The 16,758-nt window shown below is 61.9% G+C and carries 12 protein-coding genes; 6 read left to right on the top strand and 6 right to left on the bottom strand.

All coding sequences use genetic code 11. The features are described 5' to 3' along the window. On the top strand, nt 1–1,457 hold a 1,457-nt coding region (locus CKO27_RS21520), incomplete at its 5' end, for a sulfatase (protein ID WP_207281022.1). Nucleotides 1,458–1,899: 442 nt separating this feature from the next. Here CKO27_RS21520 and CKO27_RS21515 read toward each other — a convergent pair. Both CKO27_RS21515 and CKO27_RS21510 read right to left on the bottom strand, forming a co-directional pair. Next, on the bottom strand, nt 1,900–2,664 hold the full coding sequence (locus tag CKO27_RS21515) for an FRG domain-containing protein (RefSeq protein ID WP_200376977.1): 765 nt from the start codon (nt 2,662–2,664) through the stop codon (nt 1,900–1,902). Nucleotides 2,665–2,805: 141 nt separating this feature from the next. Then, nucleotides 2,806–6,831 carry a ribonucleoside-diphosphate reductase subunit alpha gene (locus CKO27_RS21510; protein ID WP_207281021.1) on the bottom strand — a complete coding sequence of 1,342 codons (4,026 nt, stop codon included), beginning with the start codon at nt 6,829–6,831 and terminating at the stop codon, nt 2,806–2,808. Between the two features lie 565 nt (nt 6,832–7,396). On the opposite strand from CKO27_RS21510, the gene CKO27_RS21505 reads away from it, so the two are divergent. Next, complete coding sequence (locus CKO27_RS21505; RefSeq protein ID WP_200376976.1) at nt 7,397–7,870, top strand: CBS domain-containing protein; 474 nt, start codon at nt 7,397–7,399, stop codon at nt 7,868–7,870. A gap of 168 nt (nt 7,871–8,038) precedes the next feature. Continuing rightward, nucleotides 8,039–8,851 (top strand): c-type cytochrome, encoded by an 813-nt coding sequence (locus tag CKO27_RS21500; RefSeq protein ID WP_200376975.1) that lies wholly within the window; start codon nt 8,039–8,041, stop codon nt 8,849–8,851. Between the two features lie 11 nt (nt 8,852–8,862). Here CKO27_RS21500 and CKO27_RS21495 read toward each other — a convergent pair whose 3' ends face one another. The 3 genes from CKO27_RS21495 to CKO27_RS21485 form a co-directional block, all read right to left on the bottom strand. Then, complete coding sequence (locus tag CKO27_RS21495) at nt 8,863–10,677, bottom strand: oxygen-binding di-iron domain-containing protein (RefSeq protein WP_200376974.1); 1,815 nt, start codon at nt 10,675–10,677, stop codon at nt 8,863–8,865. Then, nucleotides 10,674–11,285, bottom strand: a complete 612-nt coding sequence (locus CKO27_RS21490) for a hypothetical protein (RefSeq protein WP_200376973.1) — start codon at nt 11,283–11,285, stop codon at nt 10,674–10,676. Before CKO27_RS21490 ends, CKO27_RS21495 begins: the two co-directional genes overlap by 4 nt. Before the next feature lie 179 nt (nt 11,286–11,464). Beyond that, nucleotides 11,465–11,851, bottom strand: coding sequence for a S24 family peptidase (locus CKO27_RS21485; protein WP_200376972.1), 387 nt, complete (start codon nt 11,849–11,851; stop codon nt 11,465–11,467). Between the two features lie 99 nt (nt 11,852–11,950). Between CKO27_RS21485 and CKO27_RS21480 the strand changes: the two genes are divergently transcribed. Next, a complete protein-coding gene (locus tag CKO27_RS21480) occupies nt 11,951–13,807 on the top strand; it encodes an ABCB family ABC transporter ATP-binding protein/permease (protein WP_200376971.1) in 1,857 nt (618 codons plus the stop codon). 34 nt (nt 13,808–13,841) lie between these two features. Here CKO27_RS21480 and CKO27_RS21475 read toward each other — a convergent pair whose 3' ends face one another. Then, on the bottom strand, nt 13,842–15,413 hold the full coding sequence (locus CKO27_RS21475; RefSeq protein WP_200376970.1) for an ATP-binding protein: 1,572 nt from the start codon (nt 15,411–15,413) through the stop codon (nt 13,842–13,844). A 501-nt stretch (nt 15,414–15,914) separates the two neighbouring features. Here CKO27_RS21475 and CKO27_RS21470 point away from each other — a divergent pair. Continuing rightward, a complete protein-coding gene (locus CKO27_RS21470) occupies nt 15,915–16,394 on the top strand; it encodes a DUF29 domain-containing protein (protein ID WP_200376969.1) in 480 nt (159 codons plus the stop codon). Between the two features lie 110 nt (nt 16,395–16,504). Then, on the top strand, nt 16,505–16,705 hold the full coding sequence (locus CKO27_RS21465) for a hypothetical protein (protein ID WP_200376968.1): 201 nt from the start codon (nt 16,505–16,507) through the stop codon (nt 16,703–16,705). Nucleotides 16,706–16,758: the final 53 nt, after the last annotated feature.

The following is a 16,758-nucleotide window of genomic DNA, read 5'->3' as shown; positions in this document are numbered from 1 at the left end:
ATGCATGGGGGCTGGCTCCACGGGTGGGCAGTTGGGTTTGGCCACTCTCAGCCTACCACCACCGCCAGCCTTTCTCATGCGTTTCAGCAGGTTGGGCTTATCTTAGTGCCATTCGGGTCGGAGCCGATAAATTGAATGTCCTCTTCATCGCCGTCGATGATTTGAGACCCGAGATTGGTATTTATGGCGTCGATGACATCGGCACGCCGAATATCGATGAGCTGGCGCGTGAAGGAACGCGATTCACCCGCGCCTATTCACAAATGGCGACCTGCTCGCCTTCTCGCACCTCCCTGCTGACGGGCCTCCGGCCCGACACCACTCGCATCACGGACTTAACGACGCATTTTCGTAATACCATCCCAAGCGTCGTGACTCTGCCTCAGTGGTTCAAGCAAAACGGCTATGTGACGCGGGCGATCTGCAAGATTTACCACGAGAAATTGAACGACGCCCTGTCCTGGTCGGCCCCCCTGCAGGAAGGTTTTGGCGTGGGTGCTCCCAATGGCCCGGACGGCAAGCCAGTCGCCTTCGCGGCCATCGATAAGGCGGATAGCGAATTTGGCGATTACAAATGCGCGAGTCATGCCATTCAGGCCATGAAAGATTTGCGAAATACACCCTTTTTCATCGCCGTGGGATTCAGAAAACCGCATCTTCCATTCGTGGCGCCACGCAAATATTTCGATATGTACGACAGAATGGCAATACCCGAGGCGATCAATCCCTACAAGGCTTGGGGCGCGCCAAGTGTCGCCTTCGATAATACGGGAGAGCTGCGAGCCTATAGCCAGATGCCCTGGGGCGGGAATTATAACGAAACGCTCAGACGCAACCTGAAACACGGCTATTATGCCGCCACCAGTTTCATGGATGCGCAAGTCGGTCGGCTGCTGACGGAATTGGAGAATAGTGGCTTGAGCCAGAATACCCTGGTTGTGTTCCTGGGCGACCACGGTTTTCATCTGGGCGAGCAGGCGGACTGGGGAAAACACATGAATTTCGAGGTCGCAACCCGCGTCCCACTGATTTTCAAGGGCCCCGGGATTCCGCGCAATGCCAGCTCAAGCGCGCTGGTCGAACTGGTCGATCTCTATCCCACGATCAGCCAACTGGCGGGATTGTCGATTCCAAGCACTCAGCAACACGGAGGTTATCCGATGCAGGGGGATAGTCTTGTGTCGCTCATTCAGAACCCTACGGCCAAGTCTCCAAGAGGCGCCTTCAGTCAATGGCCAAGAAGCGGTTACGTGGGCAAATCGTTGCGCACCGATCGCTATCGCTACACCGAGTGGAGCAAGACCGGGAGCAAACTCCACGAGCTCTACGATCATTCCGAGGATCCCTCGGAAACGACGAACCTGGCTTCCGACTACCGCTATACCACGCTGCTCCCGACGCTCGGAACCGCGCTCGCGGCGGGCGGAAAGAGCGATCTACCCAGCTCGCTGCGCTAGCCGGACTTGGCGGACGCCCTATGGAGCGTCCGCCTCTGGTTGACGACTCAGCAAGTTCCCCCGTCGCCTCATTAGCCCCATCAAGCGCCAGCCAGCGTAGGATGGGTAGAGCGCAGCGAAACCCATCATTCCCCGCGCCAACATTTCAGAATTGGGAAGACGAAAAAGCCTCGGCTTCCCGACGATGTTCAAATCTGACATCCAGCTTGGTGGATTGATGGGTTTCGTGACCAATCGACCACCGCGCCAATGATTTTGCATGGTGCCATGGTCACTCTACCCATCCTACCTCGCTATTGCGCCCTACGTGGGCTTTTTGCAACGTGCTCCATAATGCTTGCCAAATGCCACGATTAATCATTCAGCAGCCGATTGTCCTAGAAAAATTATCGCAATAAAATCATGCTCCTGCAAGAGACTGACGAAGTAGTATTAGCAGCGGTCATTGAAACACCCTCCGCCCAATAGTTTGCAAGAGCGAATCCTCGGTTTGAAATAGTGAATAGGCGTTTACATTCATCTCGTCCAGCTCCTCCATAGCAGCCTTCGCTTCACTTGAAGGAACGACGAGCTTAATCAATCGATCCTGCGATTCTGCCCCAGAGGCAAATACATCCTCGTGCCGAGCTATCTTCCAGCAGGATGACTCTCGCTGAACAGCGATTGTATATTGTGCCTGTTGAAGAACGTGTCGCGCATGAGTTCGGACCCACGGCCCGAGTGACACAAGGTGAGGAGCTTCGTGTGAGAAAATCTTAGGTTTACCCACAAACTCTTGATACACATATATGGCAACGTATTCGCTTTGCACCTTCTCAAATGCGAAATAAGCCGCGACAAAGAAGGACCTCGACCAATCAAGCAGCGGCGAAGGAAAGCCGTGGTGGCGCAGATAAACCAACAAATCATAGTGCGGCAATGGATTGGGAAAGAAATGCGACTCACCAAGCATCTGAGCGACCGAGTCAATATCTAGCTCAGGAAACGACGTTTCCCTAAGTGAATCCAAGACTGATTTCGCTGCCATGAGCCTACGATAGTAATTCTCCAGAAAACGATTACTGGGTCGAGTTCGATCATAGGAACTTTCCAACTTCCAATGATCATCACCCTGACCGCGGAACAACAGCCTCGACTGATTGCATCCTGAACCAACTTGCTCGGCGGCTTTCGCCTCGGACTTCAGCTCTGCAACTTTGACCTTCAAGTCCCCCCAATTGGAGGCAGGTATCTCTCGCATTATGTAACGCCTATTTGTGCAAACGACAGAATGACTATCCCGTATTGAATCGCACCCTGTTCACTGTTGACCACGAAAGCAACATCCACCCAAGAAGGTGATCCTATGCTACTGGCACGCCTCACACTCCGGATCCAATATCGAACAAGCACTCGGCGCCGCCGCCCCATTCCCCTTCCCGCTCACCTTCCCACCGTCCATGGAAATGTAATTCCCCCCGACCGCGCTCAACCGATTGGCCTTACTCGCGTCCGCCATGGTCGATTTCTCGACATGGGTCGCGCCCATGGACCGCAGGTAATAGGTGGTCTTCAGCCCCCGCACCCAAGCCAGCTTATAAAGATTGTCGAGCTTCTTGCCGTTGGGCTCTTTGAGGTAAAGGTTGAGGCTCTGCGCCTGGTCGAGCCATTTCTGACGGCGGCTGCCCGCTTCGACCAGCCAGCGGGCATCGACCTCGAAGGCGGTGGCGTAGAGCTGTTTCAGCTCGTCGGGGATGCGGTCGATCTGCTGGACGGAGCCGTCGAAGTATTTGAGGTCGTTGACCATGACGGAGTCCCAGAGGCCGCGTTCCTTGAGGTCATCGACCAGGTAAGGGTTGACAATGGTGAACTCGCCGGAGAGGTTGGATTTGACGAAGAGGTTCTGGTAAGTTGGCTCGATCGACTGGCTGACGCCGACGATGTTGCTGATGGTGGCGGTGGGGGCGATGGCCATGCAGTTGGAGTTGCGCATGCCGACGGTCTTTACCCGCTCGCGCAGGCTGTCCCAGTCAAGCGTTTGGCTTGAGTCCATCTGGAGATAGCCGCCGCGCCCCTCTTCCAGCAGCCGGATGCTGTCGATCGGCAGGAGGCCCTGACTCCAGAGCGAGCCGTCGAAGCTCTGATAGCGCCCGCGCTCGGCGGCCAGTTCGCTGCTGGCTTCGATGGCGTAGTAGCTGAGGTATTCCAGGCTCTGATCGGCGAAGGCGACGGCCTCCGGGCTGGCGTAGGGGATGCGGACTTTGTAGAGGGCGTCCTGGAAACCCATGATGCCGAGTCCGACCGGGCGGTGACGCAGGTTGGATTTACGCGCCTGGGGGACATTGTAGAAATTGTAGTCGATGACGTTGTCGAGCATCCGCATGGCGGTGGTTACCGTCTTGCGCAGCCGCTGGGTGTCGAGCCCCTTGTCGGTGACGTGCGCGGCCAGGTTGATGGAGCCGAGGTTGCAGACGGCGATTTCTTGATCGTTGGTGTGCAGGGTGATCTCGGTGTTCTTCGTCACCATGCCATTGACCGTCCAGGCGTGCGTCTCTGAATCGACGGTCAGGCAATAGGCGTCTTCATTTGGCAGCTCGACGCAGCGCGTGAAGTTGGCCCAAAGCTTCTGGGCATAACCAGGTTTTTCGATGTTGCGAAGGTGATAGGCTGCCGCGTCCGTTTCCTTATTGGCCGCAAGCTGGGTGACCTCCTCGGCGATCCGGCACCCCTTGACCGAAGTGATCAGCAGACGATACAGCGGATTGCTCCAGTATTCCTTGGTTCCGCCATGCCCATCGGGCATGGGCTTCAATTCCCGCTCGCGCATCTGATTGATGGATGCCTTGACCCCGAAATTCGCCCATAGAATCTGAATGTCCTGGATGAATTGCAGGTCTTTGGAGGCGAGAACCAAGGTCGTGATTTCCGGACCGCTCTGGATGTGTCCATCCGCTTGATACAGGCCACGCAAATAGGCGGCGGCGGTCTGTCGATCGCCTGTCCAGACCAGTTCCGGTACCTTCGTTTTGCTGTCGGGAGTGAAACCCTGCTCGGCCAGCATTCGCCTCAACGGCGCCGATGCGAGGCGAGCCTTCTTGTGCTCCAGGTCGAAGCAGAACTCGGGTTTGTTGGTCGATGTCGTGCGCAGGACCGTATTCCCTTCGAGCAGACAATGAACGGTCTCCTGTATCCGATTGATCGCGCCGAAGTCATTTTCCCAGATGTCGATGAAGACATTGTGCTTCCCGAAGGTTCCGTCACCCGCGATGAGTCCCATGAGGTAGGAAAGGTCCGGGTTGTGCTGTTGCCCCCAGAGCCCTTCGATCTGCTGAATGAGCAGCTTGTCTCCGGGTTTCAGATCCTGTGCTTCGGTCCATCCTCTGTCCTTGATCCAGACCTTGTGATCTGGAGTGACTTTATGCGTATAACCTTCTTGGGTTTCGATGCGAACAATCGGCGCATTGGGTCTCGGAAGAAACATCTCCGATGCCGAATAAACACCATCGAGTCCGACGACTTTGTTTTGACCGCCAAGCGCGTACAACTCGCCGATCGTGAGCATTCCTCGGTCGGTGACGACACGTTGATCTGCAGCGATGCAGCATAGATTCGACGAATGAACCACGCCGACATGCTGGTTGGTGTAGCGCAGATTGCAGGGATCCTTAAAAGCGATCCAGGGATGGCCGGTCTCGAACAGCATGGCGAGCATCTTGCGCCAGAGGTCCACGGCCTTGAGGCGCTTGCTGACCTTCATCTCACCGCGCTCGGCGCGCGCCTCATAGGCGACGTAAGCCTGCTCGAACGCCTGGCCGGTGAGGTCGTGCAGGTCCGGGGTCTCGTTGGGCGAGAAGAGGGTCCAATGCTGGTCCTCCGCCACGCGCTTCATGAAGAGGTCCGGCACCCAGTTAGCGGTGTTCATGTCGTGCGTGCGGCGGCGATCATCGCCGGTGTTCTTGCGCAGATCGAGGAATTCCTCGATGTCGACGTGCCAGGTTTCCAGGTAGCCGCAAACCGCTCCTCGCCGCTTTCCGCCTTGGTTCACGGCTACGGCGGTGTCGTTGGCGACCTTCATGAAAGGCACCACCCCCTGACTCTTCCCATTGGTCCCCTTGATGTGGGCGCCCATCCCACGCACGCGGGTCCAGTCATTCCCCAATCCACCGGCGAATTTGGAGAGCAGGGCGTTGTCCTTGATGGCGCTGTAGATGCCGTCGAGGTCGTCCGGGACAGTGGTCAGGAAGCAGGAGCTGAGCTGCGGGCGCAGGCTGCCGGAATTGAACAGGGTCGGGGTCGAGCACATGAAGTCGAAGCTGGAGAGCAGTTCGTAAAACTCGATGGCTCGATCTTCGCGGTCGATCTCGTTGATGGCGAGGCCCATGGCGACGCGCATGAAAAACGCCTGCGGCAGTTCGAAGCGGATGCCGTTGGCGGTGTGGATGAAGTAGCGGTCGTAGAGGGTCTGGAGTCCGAGATAGTTGAACTGGAGGTCGCGCTCGGGCCGGAGCGCGGCGCCGAGGCGCTTGAGGTCGTAACGGCTGAGTTGCTGGTCCAGGTGCTCCAGGTCGGCGGCGCGCTTGATGTAGGCGCTGAAATAATCGGCATAGCGCTCGGCGAGATCCGCCTGGGTCTCGACGCCGGCGGCCATGTCGAGAAAGCCGAGCGCCTCGCGGCGGGCGATGTCGAGCAGCAGCCGGGCGGCGACCTGGCTGTATTGGGGCTCGCGTTCGATCAGGGCGCGGGCGGACATCACCAGCGCCTGGCTTACGTCGGCCTCGCGCACGCCGTCGAAGAGGTTGCGCAGGGTGTCGGCGAGGATCGCCTGGGCGTCGACGGCGTCGAGATCGCGACAGGCTTCGTCGACCAGCCGCCTCATACGCTCGACATCGAGCGGGCGGGTCGAGCCGTCGGCCAGGGTGACGCGCAGCGGATGGGCCTCCTGGACCTCGTGGCTGGCGGCGGCCTTCTCGGCGCGTTCGCGGGCGCGCGCCTCGCGGTAGAGCACGTAGTCGCGCGCGACCTTGTGCTCCCCGGCGCGCATCAGGGCCAGTTCGACCTGATCCTGAATATCCTCGATGTGGACGGTGCCGCCGCCTGGGAGGCGGCGGGTGAGGGCGCCGGACACCTGCTCGGCCAACTCTCGTACACGATCATGGATGCGGCTGGAGGTCGCCGCCGAGCCGCCCTCGACCGCCAGGAACGCCTTGGTCATGGCGACCATGATCTTGCTCGGGTCGAAATGGGTAACCTGGCCGTTGCGCCGGATGACCTGAACCTTGCCTGGGGTGTGGGCGGCGATTTCGATGCCGGGATCGAGTGGCTGGCTCGCGCTTGGGTTGGCGATGGCGTCCCGCGCTGGGGTCTGATGGGTGGCTGACTCGCTGGTGACGGACATGGTTCCTCCGGGTGGTCGCGCGGGCGCTGGTTGTGAATAATTGGATGGCGATCGGTCGTTGGGTTCAATATATACGCGACTCGGGATCAGTCAACCACAACATCTTGTGCGTCGATCGCTGGAAAGGCGGTCAAGAAACTGTGGATGAGGCGTGGATAAGTTGCCGTCACCGAGGCGGCGGGCGCCATCCACGCCGATGCCGAGAGGGTTTTGCGGCGATGGCCTTGTGGATAGCCTCGCGCGCCCGCAGTGAATTCGGGGTGGTGAGATCGACCTGGAACCGCGAGGTTCGATGCCGGCGCTTGACCATGGGGTGGCTGGCCTGTCAGACGGATGCCTGGTGGCCAACTGCCTGACCGGACAGGCCCGGCGTGCCCGGTTTCGGCGCCGATGGCGGGGGATGCCGTCCTGGACCCATGGACACGAATAGAAGCGATCGAAGGGCGCCCGTACTCGAACCGGGTCTATAATCCGACCAAGCCCGTCAGTCTTGTCCGTGGCGCGCCTGGGGCAGGTTCCCTGTCCCGAGACAATTCCAAGATGCCGATTCAGGAGGATGAACACCATGAAAGTCCGTGACGCCATGAGTCGTTCCGTGCGTTCGATCAAGCCCGATACCAAGATCATCGAGGTCGCTTCGCTCATGTGTCTCTATCGCTTCCACGGCTTGCCCGTGGTCGATGACGAGGACCGCCTGTTGGGCGTGATCGCCGAGAAGGATGTGCTGCACAGTCTTTTCCCCAAGCTGGAGGATCTGATGTCGGAGGGGATGCATTCGGTCGATCTGGACCGGGAAATGGCGCGCTACTCCGAGGTGCTGGATCTCACGGCCGAGGAGTTGATGACGAAGAAGCCGATCTCGGTCGATCCGGAGATGCATCTGTTGCGCGCCGCGACCCTGATGGTGCGCCACACTTTCCGACGTCTCCCGGTGGCCGAGGACGGTCGGCTGATCGGGATGCTCAGCCTCGGCGATGTCCACAAGGCCATCTTCCATGCCAACATCACCGGAGGGCTGAAGGGGAAAGCCACGGTCTAGCGTCCCCGTCCAGGTCCGAACCCTGGCGCCCCGGTCGCGCGATCGGGGCGCCAGGCGTGTCGATGCGGATTGTCATCGCGCCAGAGCGCGCCTACCTTGCTCGTTAATCACCGCAAAACAATAAAGGTCGGGCGCCGCCAAAGGCCCCATAAGAACCTGGAGGATCCGATGTATCGCCTGTCCGTTGCGCTCGTTACCCTGAGTGCGCTGAGTGGAACTCACGCCCTGTCCGCCGTCGCCGATGACGCCGCCGATACCGCCAAGAGCGAATACGAGCATGTCATGACGCTCGCCCCCGACCCGGATAACGGCCGTCGGGTCTATCTCACCTGTGCCGTCTGTCACCGGCCGGAGGGTTGGGGAACCATGGACGGCGCTTATCCGCAGATCGCGGGCCAGTTGCGTCCGGTTATCATCAAGCAGTTGGCCGACATCCGCGCCAGAAATCGCGATAACCCGCTCATGTATCCCTTCTCCTTGCCGCGAATCCTCGGGGGGCCCCAGAACATCGCCGACGTGGCGGCCTACGTGTCTCAACTGCCGATGGCGCTCCACAACGGCGTCGGCCCTGGGACGGATCTTGAGCTCGGAGCGCGGCTCTACGCCGAGCATTGCACCGACTGTCATGGCGAACGGGGCGAGGGGAAGGCCGAGAAGCAGATCCCGGCGGTCGCCGGACAGCATTTCCCCTATCTGATGGGTCAGTTCGACGCCATCCGCGACGGACGGCGCAAGAACGCGAATCAGGAGATGGTGGAACAGATCGCGGGCTTCACGCCGCGCGACCAGATGGCCGTTCTGGACCATGCCTCGCGTCTGCGTCCGCCACCCGAGAAGCTGGCCGCGGAGGGCTGGCTGAATCCGGATTTCCCGAACTATGTGCGCGAATCCATCGGTTTTCCGCCACTGCCTGCGGTACGGCCGCCAATGCCGCCAATGCCGGTGGTTCCGCTCCCGCCGGCGCTTGATCCGGAAGGCTGATCCGGACGGCTTCAGGCCGATTCGCAGCGGTTGCGCCCGGCTTTCTTGGCACGGTACAGGGCCTCGTCCGCCCGTCGGATGAGGTCTTCCAAGGGTTCCTTCTGGACGCGCGTGGCGACGCCGAGGCTGACCGTGATGGCCAGCCGCCGTCCGTCGTCGAGCCCGATGCCGCGCTCCTCGATGGTCGAGCGGATACGCTCGGCCTGGGCACTCGCCTCGCTCGGGGCCGTCCCGATCAGATAGAGGATGAATTCCTCTCCACCGAAACGCACAAGCACGTCGGTTTCCCGACTGCAACCTTGCAGCCGCTCGGCGACATGCTTGAGTGCCTCGTCTCCGACGACATGGCCGTAGGTGTCGTTGATCGCCTTGAAATGGTCGATGTCGATCATGATGGCCGTCACGCCGGCATTGGGGTCGCGATCATGGATGCGGCACTGCCGCTTCATCACATCCTGCATGTAGAGCCGGTTGAAGAGGCCGGTGAGCGAGTCGCGGATGGAGCGCTGGTAGGCCTCCCGGCGCTTGGCGTCGATCGAGCGGTAGATGACCTCGCGTTCCAGCGCGACCTGCAACGGCATGGCGATCTGACAGATGACCTGCTCCTCATCGGGGGTCAGATCCACGACATCCGCGAGATGGATGAGCGCCACGGCCTCGATGACCTGGTGGCTGGGCGAGAACAGCGGCAGTGTGACGACCAGTCCGCCATGCTCCGCGGGGCCGGCGCGGAAGGTATCGGAATGGAGGACATGGCCGCGCATGGTGGGGTGGTCTCGATGCAAGGCGCGCCAGTCCTCGCGATCCTGCCCCATGAGCGCGGCGACAGCGGTGGGGGCTTCGCCGCTGATCCCTGAGAATCGGTTTTCATGCGTCAGGGCGAGGACCGAATCGTCTTCCAGCCTGGCGTAATAGTCGATGCGCTCGACCGGCAGGTTACGACTCACGACCTGACGGAGACGATCGGCGATGTCACGGAAATCCCGGTACAGGAGCATGGTCTGGGTGATCTCGCGCAGGGTGGTGTTCAGACGCGAGAGCCGTTGGATATCGGTATTGCCTTGCGCGTGCAGATAGATGCCGCAGTCCAGATGTCTGAGCGCGCCGGTCATGAAGGCCACCAGCCGCTCCGGGATGATGGAGCCGTGTTGCGGCGCGATGATCCTGACCGGATGCTCGGCGATGCGGCGCAGGGCGAAATCCAGGATGTCCGGACTCGGCATGTAGTGCTCGTGGAAGGGCCGCATCGACTCGAAATAGGACTCGTCCTGGGCCACCAGGGCGGGGCGCTCGGTGAAGCCGCCGAAGATGTCGCTGGAAAAGAGTACGCCGGTGCTCGCGTCGAAGCTGCAGATGGCCCCTGGGAAATGGGCATAGGGAGTGAAGATGAAGCGCAGCTCGCGATCCTCCAGCGCCAGGCGCCAATCGTTCTGGTCCACCAGCCAGAAGGGCATCTTGATACCGTAGTGCTTGAGCAGCGCCTGGGCGCGCCAATGGGTGACCACGACCGCGTCCGGGCGTCGCACCAGGGCATCGATCATGGGGAGCGAGGCGGCGATGTCCGGATCCTGATGGTGGCAGACGAAATAGCGGATGTTCGCGAAGGGGATCACCTCCTCGATTTTTTCGAGCGTGGCGGGAAAGGTGAGGAGCGAGCCCGGATCGATCAGTACCGACTGGTCGCCCTGCTCGATCAGGTAGACATGACACTGGAAGATGTCGTCCTCCAGGATGTGACCCACCCACCAGACACGCGGCGCGATCTCCAGCGCCCGCGTGGTGTCGGCGCCGGCGAGGTGTTCGAGATTGGTGTCGAAGGTACTCATGACTGACCGGCCAGCTCGGCGGCGGCGGACTCGATTACCCGTGGCTCGGTGAGCGGATAGGCGGGGATTTTGAGTCGCTGGAGGCGCGCCTGATAGGCGGTGCAATACTCGTGATGGAAGGTGAGAAACAGGGGGTGGGCGGCCACGCTCTGGGTCTCCTCGACAAAGCTCAAATAGTTGCGGGTCTGCCCCATGTGATAGCCGCTGGGGGTCGTCTGGAGCCGAAAGCGCTCGACCCGTCGTCCCCACAGGGGAAAGACCGCCGGATTGGAGATGTGCAGTATCCAGGCGGCGCCAACCAGCGAGCCGAGACAGTCGGCGATCGGCTCGATGAGATCCACCGAGATGTCGGGCGCTTCCCGCCGGGCGGCGGCATGGGCCTCGGCGGCGGCGTCGAGTCGGCTGATGTCGAGCCGCAGCGTTCGCGGCATCCAGGCGTAGGCCAGACTGGCGGCGCGCAACAGGCTCTCGACCGGGTTTGGCGCGGGCAGACGGACCGTGGATAAGAGGATGGGATAGGCACGCATGAAGGCCGCTTCGCGCGGATGGCCGCTATAACCGCTGGCGCGAACCAGGTCCACGGCGTTGTAGAGGATCTCGATGTTCATGGGCAAGAACCTGGGCGACCGCTTGGCACGGAGCCGGGCGCGGTGTGACTGTGGGGCGACCGTCCTCCTTGCGACCTGGATACTGGCCCGATCATCCCCTCCCCGAACGATCGATTCCACCGCTCCTTGCTCGATCCGTGACGGACCTGATGGTTTTCCGTCCCGTCACCGGAGCCGGCTCAAGGCGCGGCCAAATTTCCAGGCGCGGCCCGCGACGCGCCGGATGACGGCTTCGAGTAGTCGTAGTGCTTGATCCGGCGACGGATATTGCGCTGGATGATGACCCCGAGCACCGACCACTCCAGCCCCGTGAGATCGATCTCGGGATAGCGCGGATTGAGCGCGACCAGGCGCTCCCGGCCGCTATCGTCGCGCTGGTACTGGCGAAACCAGCGCACGCCCTCGACCTCGACGAAAACATAGCTCGGGCTCGGACCGCGATCGGTGGGTTCGATGATGATGATGCAGCCGTCCGGGAACTCCGGCTCCATCTCATCGCCCAGCACCCGCAGGGCATAGGGTTCGTGCAGGGCGCAACCCGTGCTGTCCAGGGAGGGATCTGCCATCATTCGTCCTCTTTCATTCGTTCATTCTCGTGGGGCATGGCCGGCGTTGTCTGGTAGGTCTTCGGGAAAGCCCATTCGGAGCACCAACGCGGATAAGGCATGAAGACTCAAGGCCAGACGAATCGTATCTTCGCGACCGAGCGCGCCCACGGCGATCGCCGCGATTGGCACAATCTACGCGGCATGTTGCCCTATCTGTGGGAATTCCGGGGGCGGGCGTCGCTCGCGCTCGGCTGTCTGGTGCTGGCTAAGGTCGCCAATGTCGGTGTTCCGCTTATTCTGAAGGACATCGTCGATGCCTTCCAGGATCCCGCCGCTCAGGCGTTGATTCTGCCGGTCAGTCTGCTGCTGGCCTACGGTCTGCTCAAGCTCGGCGCCTCGCTCTTCAACGAGCTGCGCGATGTCGTCTTCGCGCGCGTGCGCTATCGCGCCATGCGCCGGCTCTCGACCCGGGTGCTCGAACATCTGCACCGGCTGTCGCTGCGCTATCACCTGGAACGCCAGAGCGGGGCGGTGAGCCGGGATCTGGAGCGCGGCACCCGCTCGGTCTCGACCATCATGAATTATCTGGTGTTCAGCGTTCTGCCGGTGCTGGTCGAATTCAGCCTGGTGGCGGCGATCATGCTCGGCCGCTATGCCTTCTCCTTCACGCTGGTGATCCTTGGCACGGTCGCGGTCTATTTCGTTTTCACCTTCGCCATCACCGAGTGGCGGATGGACTACCGGCATCGGATGAATCATCTGGATTCGCAGTCCAACAGTCAGGCCTTCGACAGCCTGATCAACTACGAAACCGTCAAATATTTCGGCAACGAACGGCTTGAGCTAAAACGCTACGACGACACCCTGGCCGAGTGGGAGGAGATGGCGGTGGCGAGCCAGACCTCCATGTCGGTGCTGAACTTCGGTCAGGGCGCCATCATCGCGATAGGCGTCACGCTCATCATGGCGCTCGCCTCCCAGGGCGTGGCCAGCGGCTCCATGACCGTCGGCGATCTGGTGCTGGTCAATGCCCTGATGCTCCAGTTGTTCATCCCGCTCGGCTTTCTCGGGATCGTCTATCGCCAGATCAAGTACGCCCTGGCGGACATGGACCTGGTATTCAAGCTGCTGGAACGCGAGCCGGAGATCGTCGACCCGCCGAGCGCCCGGCCGCTGGTGCCGCGCGAGGGCGCGATCCGCTTCGAGCGGGTGGATTTCCACTATCAGCCGGAGCGGACCATCCTGCACGACCTGGATTTCAGCATCGAGCCCGGCCAGACCCTGGCGGTGGTCGGTCACAGCGGCGCAGGCAAATCGACCCTGTCACGCCTGCTGTTTCGTTTCTACGACGTGACCGGCGGGCGCATCCTGATCGACGGACAGGATGTGCGCGAGGTGACGCAAGAGAGCCTGCGCGCGGCGATCGGCATCGTTCCCCAGGATACGGTGCTCTTCAACGACAGCATCCTTTATAACCTGGTCTACGGACGACCGGACGCGACCCGCGCCGAGATCGAGCGCGCCGCCGAGATGGCCCATATCCGCGCCTTCATCGAGAGCCTGCCGGACGGCTGGGACACGGTGGTCGGGGAGCGTGGGCTCAAGCTTTCGGGCGGCGAGAAGCAACGGGTCGCCATCGCCCGCGCCATTCTCAAGCGTCCGCGCATCCTCATCTTCGACGAGGCGACCTCCTCGCTCGACAGCCACACCGAGCAGGCGATCCAGCAGACCCTGGCCGAGGTCGCGGAGAACCACACCACCCTGGTCATCGCCCACCGGCTGTCCACCGTGGTGGACGCGGATCGGATCCTGGTGCTGGAGCAGGGACGCATTCGCGAGCAGGGCACGCACCGTGCCCTGCTGGAGGCCGGCGGACACTACGCCGCCATGTGGGAATTGCAGCAGCGCGAGGGCGCTGATGCCGTGGCGGTACTCGACGAAGCTGAACCCATGGCGCGCGAAGCCGTATCCTAGTCGAGCCCTTCGGCGTCGAGTTCGCGCGCTGATATCAGGCGCGCACCACCAGGATCCGCCGCTCCGCGGGGCTGGTGGCCGCTTCGCTGCGGGTGCGCTCCTCGATCGGCGGCTGCCCGGTGCGCCGGTCGAAGATCACCAGCCAGCCGCCACCCAATCCCAGCCCGGCCAGATAGGCGTCGAGTTGCGTCAGACCCTGGGCGAGCGGATCGGGTTTGCCGTCGCGCCAGACCTTGAGTTCCATCCCCAGCGTCACCGCGCCATAGCGCAGACAGAGATCCATGCGCCCCGACCCGATGGCATATTCACGCTCCAGCGTTCCACCGCCGTTGATGACCCTGTGCAGGAAGGCCATGAGCACCAGATGCGGGGCGATCTCATGATAGGGCGCGCTGCCGAGCAGCGGTTCGCCGTGCTGACGCCAGAAGGCGAGAAAGGCGGTGAGCAGGGCCTCTGGGTTCAACACGCCGTCCGCGTTCAGCCAAGTTGGGCTGATCCGCGGCAGTGATGCCTGGGGCGTGAAGGCCAGCATGCGCGGTAGCACTTCACGATAGATGGGATTGGCGACGCTCAGGCCGCCGCTCTGCTGGCGCAGCAGTCCCAGATCGAGCAGATACTGAATATCGTCGTCGGGCACATCGCCAAGCATGGTGCCGGCCAGCATCGGCTCAATGACGTGGCGCACGCGCGGTTCCTGGAGTTTGTGGGCAAGCTGATCGAGATGGGTGACGCGCTCGACGATCATCGCCTCCTTGGCCTGATCGATCAGCGCGCGCGTGATCGGCTGGCGGCGGTCGCGACCGGCGGGCAGCTCGAAACAGGCGCGATAGGCCAGGACGTTGACCAGCCAGGGCTGACCTTGGGTCTGCTCCCAAACGTGATCGAGCGCCTCCGGCGTGAAGACTTGTCCGGTTTCCTGGGTGTGCTCCAAGAGCAGGGTGCGGGTCTCCTCGGCGCTGAAATCGCCCAGCCGCAATGACTTGGCCTTGATGTTGAAGGCACTGCCGCCGGTGATGACCGCGCGCTCGGAGCTGGCGTGGATGCGGTAGTCGCGCAGATCGCGCACGCCGCACAGCACGACGGTCTGCGGAAAGGCCCTCGGGCGTTGCGCGTAGCCCGCGCGCAACTGACGCAGCAGCGCCACCAGGGTGTCGCCGATCAGGGCATCGACCTCGTCGAGCAGCAGCACGATCGGTTGCGGCGAGGCCAGACTCCAGTGCGTCAGCAGCCCGGTCAGCACCCCGTCGGCGCCCTGTTCCTGCCAGGCGGCCTCGGTCCACTCGAACAAAGATTCCTCCCCCAACCGCAAGCGCGCCGCCGCGCCAATGGCCCCACAGATGGTCCGCAGACCGCGCCCCACGTCCTCGCGCGCGGTCTGCGCCCCCTCCAGATTGGCATAGACCGCCCCATAGCGCCCCTCGCGATTGAGATGCTCCATGAGCGCGAGCAGACAGGTCGTCTTGCCGGTTTGGCGCGGGGCGTGGAGCAGGAAATATTTTTCCTGGTCGATCAGCCGAAGCACCTCGTCGAGATCCCAGCGCACCAGCGGCGGCAGACAATAGTGAAGATCCGGACGGTTCGGCCCCTCGGTGTTGAAAAAGCGCATCGTCTCTCATCCTCCCGCTGGCATGTCTGCGAGCATAGCAAGTCTGCCGCCATCGGACCCTCAGCCGATCGGGACCGAGCGAGCACCCGCAACCGGATCGGGCCTGTTTGCAGTCGCGGTTGTAAGGAATTAGGATCCGAGAGGAGTTGCGGCAATCCTCACGCTCGGCTGGTCGTCGATGCGCGCGATCAAGCTCGCGTTCCAGCGCCCACAGCGCTCGCCATCGCCGCCTGATGCGCACTGTCGCGACGGTTCTATCCGTAGGCGGAATCAAAGCACGCTCTCGAAGCGAATCCACCGACAAGCCTGCTCGATTTCGACCTCGACCTTGCGGTAATCGTTCAGACCCACTCTCCCCGGCCCTCCCCCGCCGGGGGAGAGTCCAAATAAGCGGCTAGCTGTTCTCCTTCCCCTCGGTGGAAGCGGGTTAGGGGTAGGGGGCTAAACAGTTACATCCCGCGTGCTGGCCGCCCGTGCCGGGCGCTATCCTGGAGGCTCATCATGACGCACCTCGCCACCCTCTATCAGACCGACTATGCCCAATGGGCACAGCGCAACGCCGAACTGCTGCGCGCGCGCCGCTTCGAGGAGCTTGATATCGAGCATTTGCTGGAGGAACTGGGCGATATGAGCAAAAGCGACCGGCGCGAATTGCACAGCCGCCTGCTGGTGTTGATCGCCCATCTGCTGAAATGGCAATACCAGTTGCCCAGGCTCGCCGAACGCTGGCGCGAATTCGACGGACGCAGTTGGCGCGCCACCCTGGTTGAGCAGCGCGAACAGCTCGCCGATCTGCTGCGGCAGTCTCCCGGCCTGAAGTCCACGCTCGCTGCCGCCGTCGCCGCCGCCTATCCAAACGCGGTGCGTCTCGCGCACAAGGAGACCCGGCTGCCGATGGACGGCTTCCCCGCCGTCTGTCCCTACACGAGCGCCCAGATCTTCGACGACGACTTCTATCCCGACGGATCGCCAGAGACCTGAGTTCAGGTCAACTGCATTCCACCCAATGCCCCCCGTTTCCCTTTGGACTCTTGCCATGGCCACCACGACCCAAGCCGCCCAACTCGCCGTCATCGATACCGGCGTCGCCGATGACGACAATCCTCGCCGAGGCCGCCCGCGCCGCCGGGCTGGAAGTGCTCCTGCTTTCTGGGCGAGGCGACATACGACAGGACAATCACGCGGTCGCGACTGTGACTGACGGTAAGCGTCCGGCCGATTACATCTATCCCGCCCGCTGTCGGATCTGCAAGATGAACTTCTTTTCCCCATTGACAGGAGGTTCAGCATGACAGATCAACGGCGCACCCGCGAGCAGTGGCGGGACATTGTAGAGGGCTTTCCG

The organism is Thiocystis violacea, assembly GCF_016583575.1.
GTDB lineage: Bacteria > Pseudomonadota > Gammaproteobacteria > Chromatiales > Chromatiaceae > Thiocystis > Thiocystis violacea.
This window is presented reverse-complemented; position numbering and strand designations above follow the sequence as displayed.